Origin of the sequence: Sinisalibacter lacisalsi (assembly GCF_014640115.1) — a bacterium.
In the GTDB taxonomy this organism is placed as follows: domain Bacteria; phylum Pseudomonadota; class Alphaproteobacteria; order Rhodobacterales; family Rhodobacteraceae; genus Sinisalibacter; species Sinisalibacter lacisalsi.
On record NZ_BMGI01000002.1, the window covers coordinates 103,372 to 117,098 of the forward strand.

The window sequence follows — 13,727 nt, forward strand, 5'->3', positions numbered from 1 at the left end:
CCCCGCTGCCCGCGCGCGGTGACCCGACCCCATCGCCATGCGAAGGCGGATCGGGTGATCTGTCTTGCGGGTGCTGGTCCGCCGGGAGCGGCGCCCAGGGATGGCTCAGCGCATTTTGCCTGGCCGCACGGGGGCCCGTATGGCAGCGTCGGCGCGGTCGGGCGTCAGTCCTGCCGCGTCAGAGCGCACCCGCGAGGGCGATGGAGGGGGCGATCTGGCTCACCAGGCGGTCGAGCGCGGTGACGGGCTGTTCGGCGACGAAGACGACGTCGTTGGGGCGCAGTTCGAACCGGGTGGCGAGCACCAGGTTGGCGGCGTTGACCGCGTTGAGGCGCCAGGCGGTGACGCCGGTGCCATCCGCGCTGGCACGCAGCACGTAGAGCTCGGAGATGTTCCCGGTCCGGTTCGGCACGCCTTCGGTTTTCTCGAACAGCGCATCGGCGAGCGTGGCCTTGCGCTCGAACGGCAGGGTGAAGCGGTTCTGCACCCCGACTTCGCCCGCGATGTAGACGTAATCGCGTTCGACCGCGTCGAGATCGACGCGGGCGCGGAAGTTCTCGCGCTGCTCCTCGAGCTCGCCGCGCCGCAGGGACACCTCGGTCTGAAGCTGGCGCAGCGCGAGGTCGCGCGAGGTCTGGCGGAAATTGGCGAGCTGGATCTGCTGGGCGAAGTAGCCCTCGGCCTTGTCGAGATCGAAGGCGGTGTCGACGTAGACGGCATCGCCGTCCTTCAGCGCGAGCTTCTGGATCTTCGCATCATCGAGGTAGCTCCTGAGCGGGATCTGGTAGAGCGAGCCGTCGCGGTAGAGCCGGATCGAGGCGAAGGCCTGATCCTTCACGGTGATGCCGCCCGCGGCGGTGAGCGCCTCGGAAAGGTTGAGGGTCTTGAGCGTGATCGGCAGGGTCTTGGCGGCGCGCACGGCGCCACCGATGGAGACGCGCTGAGAGTTGAACTCGGCGATCTCGATCGAGAAGGTCGGGTCGATCTGCTGGCCGACGAGCGCCTGGAACACCTCCGCCTCGGCCTCCTCCAGCGTGAGCCCGGCGAGCCGGACCCGGCCGACCTCGGGTATGGTGATCGCGCCGTCGTCCTGCACGGTGTAGCCCTGCCTGCGGCTTTGCGCGGCGAGCAGGCCGGTGAGCGCTTCGACGGTGCTGGCGGTGTTGGGCGTGGCAAGCAGAATCACGTCGCCGGTGCCGATCCGGTAACTGCCCGGTGTAAACGGGTCGGGCAGGCGGGTGGGCATCGAGGCGGGCCGGGGTTCGGGCGTGAAGGCCGGCGCGGGCGGGGCTCCGGCACCGACCGCGCCGCCGCTCAGCCCGGCGCTGCGGGCGAAGATCGCGGGGAGCGTACGTGGGCGGTAGGGGGAGGCATTGGCCGCGGACAGGCTGTTGGCGTCGATCGCGACGACCTTGACCTCGCCGACCTCGGCCGCGCCGGTGGCGACATGCGGCGAGGAATAAAGCCCGCCGCAACCCGCGAGGCCGATCAATGCCAGGAACGCCAGTACTCTACCCATCTATCTCCCCCTGGTTGAGGCCGTGCACGTGCCCTCGCCACATCTTTTACGATACCCGATATCGCAGGATCGTGATTACGTCCATACCAGATCCTGGCTCGACTTCGGAACCGCGCAAAGGCCTAAGTCGCCAGGTGAGGCCATGCGGTCACAGTCGCGCGCTCAACGCGACGCGGTGAGCACGCGCATGTCGCCGCGCTCGAGCACCGCCGCCGACAACCGGCCGGTGGCATAGGCCCCGGTATCGACCCCGATACGCCCGGCCTCCGCCGTCACTGCGTCGACGATGGTGTGGCCATGCACCACCCAGAGACCATCGCGGCGCGGGGTCCGGGCAAAATCCGGGTGGCCCCAGAGCAGCGCCTGTTCGGATTGCGCATCGATCGACTTGGACGGGTTGGCGGCGGCATGGACCACGGCGACGTTGCCGCTCACGAATGACAGCGGCAAGCCGCGCAGCCAGGCCAGCTTCTCGGGCCCGAGCGCGCGGGCGAGGTCGTCGCGGGCCTTCAGCGCGCGCGATTCGTCCGGCGCCGCCCCCAGCCCGCCGATGCCGTAGCTCGCCAGCGTTTGCAGCCCGCCGTTGCGCAGCCAGCCGGCCGCCTGCGCGCCCGGGTCATCGAGGAAGCGCAGCATCATCTCCTCGTGGTTGCCCTTGAGGAACATCGCGGGCGCGCCGTCGTCGCGGGCCAGGGCGTGGAGGCGCTCGAGCACCCCTGCGCTGTCCTCGCCGCGGTCGATGTAATCGCCCACGAAGACGAGGCGCGCGGGGGCGTCTGCCCCGATCAGGTCCAGGAGCCGGTCGAGCAGGGCGGCGCAGCCGTGGATGTCGCCGACCACCGCAAGCCGCTCATCCGGCGCGAGGGCTGCATCGAAGCGGACAGGGCGCGCCGCACCGCGAAAGATCCGTGACAATAGCTTCATGCGGTCAGTCTAGGCTCGCAGCCCCGCCCGGCCAAGATCGGGGGGATCAATTGTTGTAATACTTGTTGTGGCCATAGGCGGCATAGGCACCGTATTGGCCGCCATAGCCATAGCGTTTCATGCCCTTGGGGTCGATCTGGTTGAGCACTGTGCCGGTCATCGATATCCCGGCGGTTGCGAACTGGCGCATGGCTTCGCGGACCTGGGCGCGCGACGTGGCATCCCATTTGACCGTGAACAGCACTGCGTCGACGGCGTGCGCGATGATGCGCGAATCGGGTACCAGCAGCACCGGCGGCGTGTCGATGATGATGGTGTCATAGGTGCGGCGCACGTCTTCCATGAAACTCGCGAAACGCTCCGACGAGAAGACGTCGGCGGCGTTGGTCGAGCTCTGTTCGCCGATTAGCATGTCGACGCCGATCAGGTCGAGCCGCTGCACCACGTCCTCGAGGCGCACGGAACCCGACAGGATCGACAACAGCCCCTCGTTCTTTTCGTAGTCGAAATACTCCGAGAACACCCGCCGGCGGATATCGCCCTCGATCAGCAACACCTTCTTGCCGAGGCCGGAATAATTATGCGCCAGCGAGATCGCCGTGGTGGTCTTGCCTTCGCCCGGGAGCGAGGAGGTCGACAGGATCACCTGCGGCGGGCGGTCGAGGTTGGACAGCATCAGCGAGGTGCGCAGGTTGCGCACGGCTTCGGCTGCGGCCGAGGTCGGCTTGTCGACGAGATACTGGATGACAGCCTTGCGCTCGCGCGCCGCAATCTTCGGCAGTTGCCCCATCACCGTGAGGCCGGTCTCGCGTTCGAGTTCTTCGGCGGTGCGGAACCCGCTGTGCATCATCTCGCGCAGCAGCACGACCCCCGCCCCGGCGATCAGCCCGAGCAGGAGCCCGAGCGCCAGGATCATCGAGCGGCGCGGCTCGGAGGGCCGCACCGGCGCCACGGCGTGGGACAATATCCGGCTGTCGGCCTGCTGGATGCCGCGCTGGACGGAGGTTTCCTGCATCCGGGTGAGGAAATACTCGTAGATCGCGCGCAGCGCCTGGGTTTCGCGCTCGAGCTGTTGCAGCTGGACGAGATCCTCGGCCTGGCGGGCATAATCGGCTTCGAGCCGCCCGAGCGACTGGCTCAGCGAGGCGACCTGCGCGCGGGTCCGCCCGAGGTCGGCCCGGGCCCGCTCGAGGAGGGTGGCGTAGCGCGCCGCGAAGAGCTCGGCGTTGTTGCCGCTGTCGAACTCCCCGGCCAGCCGCTCGAGCGCCGGGTCCCCGGCGATGGCGGCCATCGCGTCGGGATCGCCGGTGTCCTGGGTCGCCACCAGCGCCGTTACCCTCTCCGACAACGCGTCGCGGGACATCACCAGCCCGTCGAGGCGGTTGCGGGTGTCCTTGATCTGGCGGTTGAGCCCTTCGAGCGCCTCGACCGAGACGAGATCGGTATTGGTTGCGAAACTCTTGATCCGCGCCTCCGCGGTCTCGAGCTCGACCCTGAGCGTGGCCACGCGTTCCGAGAGCCACTCGGTGGCGGTCTCCATCGCCTCGAACTTCACCGCGAGCTGGTCGGCCATGTAGAGCTCGGCCAGCCGGTTGGCCATGTCGGCGGACTTGACCGGATCGGTGGTGACGGTGGTGATGGTGAAGACGTAGCTCGAGCGCACGTTCGAGATCGAGATCGCCTCCGCCACGCGATCCACCACCGTGTTGCGCGCGCGCTGCGGCGCGGGCGCGGGGGTGTCGGGGGCCAGGAACGGGTTGAACTCGGGATCGTCGATGAGCCCCATGTCCTCGACGAGCTTGTCCAGCAGGTTGCGCGAGCGCAGCACCTCGACCTCGGTGTTGATCGTGGCCTGGTCGCCCGACAGCCCCGACAGCACGTTCTCGAAGTCGACCATCGTGCCCTGGCGGTTGTCGAGCGCCACCGTGGCGCTGGCGGTGTATTTCGGCACCGCGACCTGGGTGGCGTAAGTCCAGGCCAGGGCGCCGGCGAGCAGCGTGGCGAGCACGATCCAGAGCTTGCCGCGCCACAGCGTGCGCGCGAGTTCGAGGAGGTCGATCTCGTCGTCCTCGAACGCCGGGTCGGCCGGTCGGTTCGGACTGGCCGCCTCGGCCAAGGCTGCGCTGGTCTGGGTCACGCGTTCTTTCACCTGTGGAAACTCAATGGTCGTCTTGGTTAAAGCGTTCAACCCCTGTTTGCAATCCAAGATCCGGCTCCCCGCCCGGTTCAAAAGGAGGGGGCGGCGGGCGCGCACCGCGCCCCGGCGGCCCCGGGGCGGCGGGTCAGAGCGGCCGCACCCCGTCGCGCGGCACCGCGATTCGAGTCTTGCGCCCCATCAGCTCGATCAGGACCCAGACGCGCTGGTCGGGCGCCATCTGCTCCACCCGGGCGACGAACTCGGCGAACGGCCCGGTGGTGATGCGCACCGCCGCGCCTTGCGGCAGATCCTCCGGCGCGCCCAGCACCCCGTCGGGCCGGCAGCGCGCGCGGATCGCCTCGACGAGGTCGGGCGGCACCGCGGTGGGGGTGTCGCCGGTGCTGACGAGGCGGCTGATGCCGTGGGTCGACATCACCGCGCGCCAGCCCGCGGCGGCCGGGTCGAAGGCGACGAACAGGTATCCGGGGAACAGGAGCGCCTGGCGGGTGACGAACCCGCCGCGGCCGCGCCGGGTCTGGTCGACCAGCGGCACGAAGGTCTCGAAGCCCTGCCGGGCGAGGTTGCGCTCGGCGATTCGGAAGCCGTTCGGCTTGACCTGGGCGAGATACCAGCTCTTGTCGTCGGGGGAAGATGTCATCGGCGCGCCTTGCTAGTCACGCCCCCGGTATAGGGGGGGCGGGGCGCGCGGTGCAACCTTCGCGGGGCCCGGGCCCGCCCGGGGCCGGCGTGATGAGGCGCCGAAGGGGGCTGGTGGCGAGCCCGGCGCCCCGACGGGGCGTTGCGCCGCGCGGGTTCTGGCCGGCGGCGCCGCCCCCGGGGCCGGTCCCGGCGATACATTCGATGGTAGGGGTCGTGAAGCCGGGCGCGATGGTCTAGCAAGGGCGCGAGGGCGCACGCGGATCACCTCTTGCGTGTGGGAACGGGGGTGGTGCAATCTTCCTCCAGACATGTCGGCGAGCGGAGCGAGGCGTGGCCACGTTCCGTGCGGTAGCCATGGCCCGGCGGTGTTCCGGCCGCGGTCCGGCCCCCGGCGAGGATGCGGTCTCGATCCGGCGCCGGGGTGCCTCGGGACGGGGTCCGCCGGGGCCGACCGCTGCGCTGCTTGAGGCTGGTTTGAAGGGGGTAACGCTGCGCTACTTCAGGCCGGGGGTTGGCGTTATCGGGTATTGGTAAGGAATTTTTGAATATGCCTTGTCTTTCCCCAAAGGGCGCACCGCTCTCTTGAAGAGTAAGTCGAAACGGAAAATGAGCCCCTGGCATGCGGGAATCGACAGTGACCTCGAAAGGCCAGACGACCCTGCCGAAAGACGTGCGCAAGGTGCTGCGCCTGCAGGCGGGTGACAAGGTGCGCTACATTCTGCTCGATGGTGAAGTGCGCATCTTGAGGGCCCGACCGGTGCTGGCTCTTGAGGGCGCCCTGAAGCGCCCGGGCCAAAAACCGGTCGCGCTGGATGAGATGGACGAGGCCATCGCGGCGGGCGCGGTTGACCGGGCGGAATGATCGCCCTCGACACAAACGTCCTTGTGCGCTTCCTGACCCGGGACGATCCGGATCAGGGGCGCTTGGCAACCGATCTCATCGGCGGGCTCACGGAACAAGAGCCCGGGTTCGTGGCCCGGGACGTGCTTGTGGAGCTGGTCTGGGTGTTGGAGCGGAGCTACAGATACGAGCGTGCGGCGATCGCGCGGGTTCTGGAGGGCCTGTTGTCTGCGTCCGAACTGGACATTGAGGAAGGCGACAATGTTGGCGCAATCCTACAGCTCTACGAGGCGAAAGGGTTCGGGTTTTCCGACCTGATGATCCGCCAGGCCGCCCGGCGCGCGGGCGCCGATGGTCTGAAGACCTTTGACAAGAAAGCCGCTCGCCTGGACGGGGTGGAGTGGATTGGCAGCGGACAGCCGCAATAGGGTGCCTGCGCGCTCTGCCCTTGCGGTGTCGCGCATTTGGCGTGGCTCACGTCAAAACAACAGGAAAAAACAGGCGAGAGCAGGGAAATTTCACTTTCATACCTTCAAACAAAAATAGCTACATGCACATGCACTTGCGTGGTGGTCATCTGAATGCAGACTGAACGAACAAAACTCGACGGCGTCGTGGTTCTGACGCCGCGCCGGTTTGGCGACGATCGCGGGTGGTTTTGCGAGACTTGGAGCGCGCCGCGCATGGCGGAGGCGGGGTTGGATCTCGACTTTGTGCAAGATAACCACTCGTTTTCGGCTGAAGCGGGCACGTTGCGCGGCTTGCACTACCAGGCGCCGCCGCATGCGCAGGACAAACTGGTGCGGTGTTCGCGCGGGGCGATCTTTGATGTGGTGGTGGATGCGCGGGTCGGGTCGCCAAGCTATGGCGAGTGGTTCGGGGTCGAGCTGACGGCGGAGAACGGCAAGCAGTTGTACGTTACCAAAGGCTTTTTGCATGGATTCGTCACCTGCGCGCCGGACAGTGAGGTGCAATACAAGGTCACCGATATCTACGCGCCGGAGTGTGATGGCTCGGTCCGCTGGGACTCCGTGGGCATCGACTGGGGGCTCGCGGGCGCGCCGGTTCTGTCGGACAAGGACGCCGCGGCGCCCTCCTTCGCCGACTGGCAATCGCCCTTCACCTGGGAGGCGGGGGCGTGAAGATCCTCGTCACAGGCGGGGCTGGGTTCATTGGGTCTGCCGTGGTGCGGCTCGCAGTGGCGCGGGGCCACGCGGTGGTGAACCTCGATGCGCTGACCTATGCCGCCAACCTTGCCAACGTGGCCGAGGTGGCGGACAGCCCGCTTTATGCCTTCGAACAAGCAGATATCCGTGACCGCGCGGCGCTGGATCGGGTGTTCGCGAACCGCGAACCGGATGCGGTGATGCATCTGGCGGCTGAGAGCCATGTCGACCGCTCGATCGATGGCCCGGCGGATTTCATCGAGACCAATGTCACCGGCACCTTCAAACTCCTGGAAGCGGTGCGAAGTTATTGGGCGGGTAAGAGCAAGCCCGCGGGGTTCCGCTTTCACCATGTCTCCACCGACGAGGTCTATGGCAGCCTCAGAGCCACGGGCCTATTCACCGAAGATACGCCCTACGATCCGCGCTCACCCTATTCGGCCTCGAAGGCGGCCTCGGATCACTTGGTGCGGGCCTGGGGTGAGACCTATGGCCTGCCGGTCGTCGTGACCAATTGTTCTAACAATTACGGGCCCTTCCACTTCCCCGAGAAGCTGATTCCGGTGGTGATCCTGCGGGCTCTGGCAGGGGAGCCTATCCCGGTCTATGGCGACGGCGGCAACATCCGTGACTGGCTGTATGTCGAGGACCACGCGGATGCGCTACTCACGGTGCTGGAGCGCGGGGAACTGGGGCGGACCTACAATATCGGTGGTGAGAACGAGGCGACGAACATCGATCTCGTCCGCATGATTTGTGCCGAGCTCGACGCATTGCGGCCCGATGGCGCGCCGCATGACCAATTGATCACCTTTGTCCCGGATCGGCCCGGCCATGACCGGCGCTACGCGATCGACCCGGAGCGCATCCGGTCTGAGCTTGGCTGGCGGCCCTCGGTGACCCTGGAGGAGGGGATCGCCCGCACCGTGCGCTGGTATCTCGACAACGAGGCCTGGTGGCGCCCGTTGCTGGATCGTGACGGTGTCGGCGAACGGCTGGGGATGCGGGCATGAGCGGCGTGCTTGTTTTCGGCAAGACCGGCCAGGTTGCGCGGGACCTGGCGGCGCTGGTCCCCGAGGCGCGGTTCCTGGGCCGGGATGAGGCCGATCTGACCGATCCGGCGGCCTGCGGCGGGATCGTCCGGGCGAGCGGCGCGGATCTGGTGATCAACGCCGCTGCCTATACCGCGGTCGACCAGGCTGAAGCGGACGAGGCCATGGCGGCGTTGGTCAATGGCGCGGCGCCGGGCGCGATTGCGGAGGCTGCCGTCGAGATCGGAGCGGCCTTGGTCCAGATCTCCACCGACTACGTTTTCGACGGCTCGGGCAGCACACCTTGGCTGGTCGACGCACCCACCGCGCCGTTAGGTGCCTATGGCCGCACCAAGCTGGCGGGCGAAGAGGCGGTGCGCGCGGCGGGGGGCGTTCATGCGATCCTGCGCACGAGCTGGGTGTTTTCGGCGCATGGCACAAACTTTGTGAAGTCCATGCTGCGTCTGTCCCAGACCCGCGACCGGCTCAACGTCGTCGCCGACCAAATCGGCGGCCCGACACCCGCGCGCCCCATCGCCCGCGCCGTTCTTGCAATTGGCCAAGCGCTCCGCGACGACCCGACCAAGTTCGGCACGTACCATTTCACCGGCGCGCCCGACGTGAGCTGGGCGGACTTCGCCCGCGAGATCTTCCGCCAAGCCGGGCGGTCCGTTGGTGTCCAAGACATCCCGACCTCGACTTATCCGACGCCCGCCCAGCGACCGCTCAATTCGCGGCTCGACTGCAGCCGCACGCGGGAGGTCTTCGGGATCGACCGCCCCGAGTGGCGCGCGGGTCTCGCCGAGGTGCTCAAAGACCTGAAGGAACTGTCATGACGCGCAAGGGCATCATTCTCGCCGGTGGTTCCGGCACACGGCTCTACCCGATCACCATGGGCGTGTCGAAGCAGCTCTTGCCGGTCTATGACAAGCCGATGATCTACTACCCACTGAGCACGCTCATGCTCGCCGGGATCCGCGAGATCGCGATCATCACCACCCCCGAGGACCAGGCGCAGTTCCAGCGGCTGGTCGGCGACGGCAGCCAATGGGGGCTCACGTTCACCTTCATTGCCCAACCCTCGCCGGACGGGCTCGCTCAGGCCTATCTGCTGGCCGAGGATTTCCTCGCCGGCGCGCCCTCGGCGCTGGTGCTTGGCGACAACATTTTCTTTGGTCACGGCTTGCCCGACGTGCTGGCGTCCGCCAATGCAAGACAAGCCGGTGGCACGGTGTTCGGCTACCGGGTAGTGGACCCGGAACGCTACGGCGTTGTGCACTTCGACGCCGAGGGCCGCGCCCAATCGATCGTGGAGAAGCCGGAGAAGCCTGCCTCGAACTACGCGGTGACCGGGCTCTACTTCCTCGACGGCGACGCCCCGGCACGGGCGGCCTGCATTACTCCCTCGGCCCGCGGCGAATTGGAGATCGCCGACCTGTTGTCGACCTACCTCGACGAGGGATCACTCAGGGTCGAAAAGATGGGCCGCGGCTACGCCTGGCTCGACACCGGCACCCACGGCAGCCTGCTCGACGCGGCGAACTTCGTGCGAACCCTCACCGAGCGGCAAGGCCAACAGGTCGGCTCCCCCGATGAGATTGCGTTTCGGATGGGATTCATCTCAGGCGCCGACCTGGCACGCCGCGCGACCAAGTACAACAAGAACAGCTATGGACGCTACTTGGCGGAGCTGGACGAGTGATCGGTGACTTGTCGATTTCAGCTGTCAGTAATGGTTAGCCGGCCGCGAAATGAAATTGGTGTGACTGACTACGTTGTGAAGGCTATTTCGCTCGCGGAGTACGCCGCAAGGAGCTCGACATTGCGGAGACGGAAATGCCCGGTCTGATGGCGCTGCGCGAGGAATTCGAAGCGGCCAAGCCGCTCAAGGGTGCCCGCATTGTCGGCTCGCTGCGCGCGGCTTCTGAGTGCGCTCGTCGATCCCGCCGCCGGGGCTCTCAAACCGATCCTGCCCGCGATCGGCTTTTCGGCTGCGAATCGCATCGTGCTCATCGCCTGCGGCACGGCGCATTATGCCTGCCATCTTGCGAGCTACTGGATTGAGGAGTTCGCGCGCCTTCCCGTCGAGGTCGATATCGCCAGCGAATATCGCTACCGCAACCGCCCGCTTACGGGCCGTGAAATCGTGATCGCAGTCAGCCAGTCGGGCGAGACCGCCGACACGCTCTCGGCGCTGAAGGCGCTGGCGGGCCGGGTGGCCGCGCGGGTCGCGGTGGTGAATGTCGCCACCAGCTCGATCGCGCGCGAGGCCGACGCGATCCTCGACATCCTTGCCGGCCCCGAGATCGGCGTGGCCTCGACCAAGGCGTACTCCGGGCAGGCGATGGCGCTGCTTGCCATCGCGCTGAAAGCCGCGCGCACGGATCGCCTCGACGAGGTCTGGCGGCACCGCGGTGGGGGTGTCGCCGGTGCTGACGAGGCGGCTGATGCCGTGGGTCGACATCACCGCGCGCCAGCCCGCGGCGGCCGGGTCGAAGGCGACGAACAGGTATCCGGGGAACAGGAGCGCCTGGCGGGTGACGAACCCGCCGCGGCCGCGCCGGGTCTGGTCGACCAGCGGCACGAAGGTCTCGAAGCCCTGCCGGGCGAGGTCGCGCTCGGCGATCCGGAAGCCGTTCGGCTTGACCTGGGCGAGATACCAGCTCTTGTCGTCGGGGGAAGATGTCATCGGCGCGCCTTGCTAGTCACGCCCCCGGTATAGGGGGGGCGGGGCGCGCGGTGCAACCTTCGCGGGGCCCGGGCCCGCCCGGGGCCGGCGTGATGAGGCGCCGAAGGGGGCTGGTGGCGTGCCCGGCGCCCCGACGGGGCGTTGCGCCGCGCGCGTTCCGGCCGGCGGCGGCTCCCCCGGACCGGTCCCGGTGATACCTTCGATGGTAGGGGTCGTGAAGCCGGGCGCGATGGTCTAGCAAGGGCGCGAGGGCGCACGCGGATCACCTCTTGCGTGTGGGAACGGGGGTGGTGCACTCTTCCTCCAGACATGTCGGCGAGCGGAGCGAGGCGTGGCCACGTTCCGTGCGGTAGCCATGGCCCGGCGGTGTTCCGGCCGCGGTCCGGCCCCCGGCGAGGATGCGGTCTCGATCCGGCGCCGGGGTGCCTCGGGACGGGGTCCGGGGCCGACCGCTGCGCTGCTTGAGGCTGGTTTGATTGGCTGACCGCTGCGCGACTTGAGGCATGTTTGATGGCCTACCGCTGCGCGACTTGAGGCCGTTTTAGGGGGCCTACCGCTTCGCTGCTTGAGGCCGGTTGCTTGCGTTATCGGGCATTTGGCGTGGTTCGCGTCTCGAATGGAGAAATCCGGTCGAGCGCAGACGTCGAGAAGCGTCAGGGTCGCGCCGGCGCGGTGGATGGGGTGACCGGCCGCGTCGTGGGGGCGCGGGCTGGTGTGGAAGTCGAGGGGAGTACAGGGTAGATGTGTGGGATCGTGGGCATTCTCGGCAAGGCCGACGTCGCGTCGCGCCTGGTCGAAGGGCTGGCGCGGCTGGAGTATCGCGGCTACGACAGCGCCGGCATCGCCGTGGCCGATGGCGGGCGGGTCGAGCTGCGCCGGGCGGTGGGCAAGCTCGACAACCTCCGGGTCGCCGTTGACGCGCATGCCCCGCGCGGCCGGGTCGGGATCGGCCACACCCGCTGGGCGACGTATGGGGCTGCCACCGAGGCGAATGCCCATCCGCACCGCTTCGGCGCGGTGACGCTGGTGCACAACGGGATCATCGAGAACCACGCCGCGCTGCGCGATGAGGTCGAGGCCCGCGGCGCGCGGCTGACATCGCAGACCGACAGCGAGATCATCGCGGCCCAGCTCGAGTACCTCTTGCGGCGGGCCCGCACGCTCGACGAGGCCTTCATCGCGCTCCTCGACAAGCTGGTCGGCAGCTACGCGCTCGCGGTGGTGTTCGAGGGCTACCCCGACCTGATGTTCGTCGCCCGCAACGGCTCGCCCCTCGCGATCGGCTACGGCGAGATGGAAGCGGATGGTTCGGCGGAAATGTTCGTCGGCTCCGATGCCCTGGCGCTCGCCCCCTTCACCGGGCAGGTGAGCTACCTCGAGGACGGCGACTGGGCGGTGATCCGTCCCGACCGGGTGCAGGTCTTCGACCGCGCCGGGCGCGGTGTCACCCGCGACGTGGTCTCGATCACCGGGGTGCTTCCCGCGGCCGACAAAGGCCCCTGGCCTCACTTCATGCGCAAGGAGATCGAGGAACAGCCCGAAAGCCTCGCGCGGCTTCTGGGCGCGCTCGTCGATCCCGCCGCCGGCAGCCTCAAACCGATCCTGCCCGGGATCGATTTCGCGTCTGCGGATCGCATCGTGCTCATCGCCTGCGGCACGGCGCATTATGCCTGTCTTCTCGCGAGCTACTGGATCGAGGAGATCGCGCGCCTTCCCGTCGAGGTCGATATCGCCAGCGAATATCGCTACCGCAACCGCCCGCTCACGGGCCGTGAAATCGTGATCGCGGTCAGCCAGTCGGGCGAGACGGCCGACACGCTCTCGGCGCTGAAGGCGCTGGCCGGCCGGGTGGCCGCGCGGGTTGCGGTGGTGAATGTCGCCACCAGCTCGATCGCGCGCGAGGCCGATGCGATCCTCGACATCCTTGCCGGCCCCGAGATCGGCGTGGCCTCGACGAAGGCGTATTCCGGGCAGGCGATGGGGCTGCTGGCCATCGCGCTGAAAGCCGCGCGCGACCGCGGGATGCTGTCGGACGACCGTTTGGGCGAGATCCTTGCGGACCTGGTGTCCGTGCCGCGCATCGTCGCAGAAACCCTGTGCGGATCGGATGACATCGAGCGCCTCGCGCGCCGCCTCAGCCCCGCGCGCGACATGTTCTTCCTCGGGCGCGGGGTTAACCACCCGATGGCGCTCGAGGCCGCGCTCAAGATGAAGGAAATCTCCTACATCCACGCCGAGGCCTACCCGGCTGGCGAACTCAAGCACGGCCCGATCGCGCTGATCGACACCGGCACGCCCGTGGTCGTGTTCGAGAATGTCGACGATCTGAACGAAAAAACCGCGTCGAACGTTGCCGAGGTGGCCGCAAGGGGCGCCGACGTGGTGCGCATCGGCCCATCCGGGGCCTGCGACCTGGTCACGCCCGCCGCCGGCCCGGTCGGATCGCTGTTCGCGAACGCGGTCGTGGCCCAGCTCCTGTCGTACTTCGTGGCGCTGGAGAAGGGCACGGATGTGGACCAGCCGCGTAACCTGGCGAAGTCGGTGACGGTGGAGTAGGGGTGCCACAAAGGCTCGTAGCGTTGAGCGGCAGGCCTTCGACAATCTGTCGTGAAGACCCGTCGCCGGGCGGCGGGGCGTGCGTGTCACGCTGTAAGGGCAAAACGCCCACCTTTGAGGGGGCAACCGGTCTCGTTGTGAACCTGCGGCCCCAAATTGTCCGACGAAGCCACGAAGGTTGAGGACTGCAACGGCGCCCGCTGC

General features: G+C 67.8%; 11 protein-coding genes and 3 pseudogenes. 9 read left to right on the forward strand and 5 right to left on the reverse strand.

The window, feature by feature from the left end:
• Window positions 1–178 precede the first annotated feature (178 nt).
• The 4 genes from IEW01_RS06315 to nusG form a co-directional block, all read right to left on the reverse strand.
• Window positions 179–1,519, reverse strand: a complete 1,341-nt coding sequence (locus tag IEW01_RS06315; protein WP_188526785.1) for a polysaccharide biosynthesis/export family protein — start codon at window positions 1,517–1,519, stop codon at window positions 179–181.
• A 162-nt stretch (window positions 1,520–1,681) separates the two neighbouring features.
• A complete protein-coding gene (locus IEW01_RS06320) occupies window positions 1,682–2,443 on the reverse strand; it encodes a metallophosphoesterase (RefSeq protein WP_188526786.1) in 762 nt (253 codons plus the stop codon).
• Window positions 2,444–2,489: 46 nt separating this feature from the next.
• Entirely contained in the window at window positions 2,490–4,580 is a 2,091-nt protein-coding gene (locus IEW01_RS06325) for a GumC family protein (protein WP_229738120.1), read from the reverse strand.
• 145 nt (window positions 4,581–4,725) lie between these two features.
• Entirely contained in the window at window positions 4,726–5,238 is a 513-nt protein-coding gene (nusG, locus tag IEW01_RS06330; RefSeq protein ID WP_188526787.1) for a transcription termination/antitermination protein NusG, read from the reverse strand.
• Between the two features lie 621 nt (window positions 5,239–5,859).
• Here nusG and IEW01_RS06335 point away from each other — a divergent pair.
• From IEW01_RS06335 to IEW01_RS06370, 8 genes and pseudogenes are all read left to right on the forward strand, one after another.
• Window positions 5,860–6,102, forward strand: coding sequence for an AbrB/MazE/SpoVT family DNA-binding domain-containing protein (locus IEW01_RS06335; protein ID WP_188526788.1), 243 nt, complete (start codon window positions 5,860–5,862; stop codon window positions 6,100–6,102).
• A complete protein-coding gene (locus tag IEW01_RS06340; protein ID WP_188526789.1) occupies window positions 6,099–6,509 on the forward strand; it encodes a type II toxin-antitoxin system VapC family toxin in 411 nt (136 codons plus the stop codon). Before IEW01_RS06335 ends, IEW01_RS06340 begins: the two co-directional genes overlap by 4 nt.
• Before the next feature lie 153 nt (window positions 6,510–6,662).
• Window positions 6,663–7,223 (forward strand): dTDP-4-dehydrorhamnose 3,5-epimerase, encoded by a 561-nt coding sequence (gene rfbC, locus IEW01_RS06345; RefSeq protein WP_188526790.1) that lies wholly within the window; start codon window positions 6,663–6,665, stop codon window positions 7,221–7,223.
• Entirely contained in the window at window positions 7,220–8,260 is a 1,041-nt protein-coding gene (rfbB, locus tag IEW01_RS06350; protein WP_188526791.1) for a dTDP-glucose 4,6-dehydratase, read from the forward strand. Before rfbC ends, rfbB begins: the two co-directional genes overlap by 4 nt.
• Window positions 8,257–9,114, forward strand: coding sequence for a dTDP-4-dehydrorhamnose reductase (rfbD, locus tag IEW01_RS06355; RefSeq protein WP_188526792.1), 858 nt, complete (start codon window positions 8,257–8,259; stop codon window positions 9,112–9,114). Before rfbB ends, rfbD begins: the two co-directional genes overlap by 4 nt.
• Window positions 9,111–9,980 carry a glucose-1-phosphate thymidylyltransferase RfbA gene (gene rfbA, locus IEW01_RS06360; RefSeq protein WP_188526793.1) on the forward strand — a complete coding sequence of 290 codons (870 nt, stop codon included), beginning with the start codon at window positions 9,111–9,113 and terminating at the stop codon, window positions 9,978–9,980. The genes rfbD and rfbA overlap by 4 nt, the downstream gene beginning before the upstream one ends.
• Window positions 9,981–10,010: 30 nt before the next feature.
• Window positions 10,011–10,213: pseudogene (locus tag IEW01_RS06365) on the forward strand (adenosylhomocysteinase); the annotation flags it as partial.
• A pseudogene (locus IEW01_RS06370) lies at window positions 10,170–10,634 on the forward strand (SIS domain-containing protein); the annotation flags it as partial. The pseudogenes IEW01_RS06365 and IEW01_RS06370, both read left to right, overlap by 44 nt.
• Before the next feature lie 84 nt (window positions 10,635–10,718).
• On the opposite strand, the pseudogene IEW01_RS06375 reads toward IEW01_RS06370, so the two are convergent.
• A pseudogene (locus IEW01_RS06375) lies at window positions 10,719–10,967 on the reverse strand (transcription termination/antitermination NusG family protein); the annotation flags it as partial.
• 741 nt (window positions 10,968–11,708) lie between these two features.
• On the opposite strand from IEW01_RS06375, the gene glmS reads away from it, so the two are divergent.
• Window positions 11,709–13,523: a glutamine--fructose-6-phosphate transaminase (isomerizing) gene (glmS, locus tag IEW01_RS06380; RefSeq protein WP_188526794.1), complete on the forward strand. Its 1,815-nt coding sequence runs from the start codon at window positions 11,709–11,711 to the stop codon at window positions 13,521–13,523.
• The last annotated feature ends 204 nt before the right edge of the window (window positions 13,524–13,727 follow it).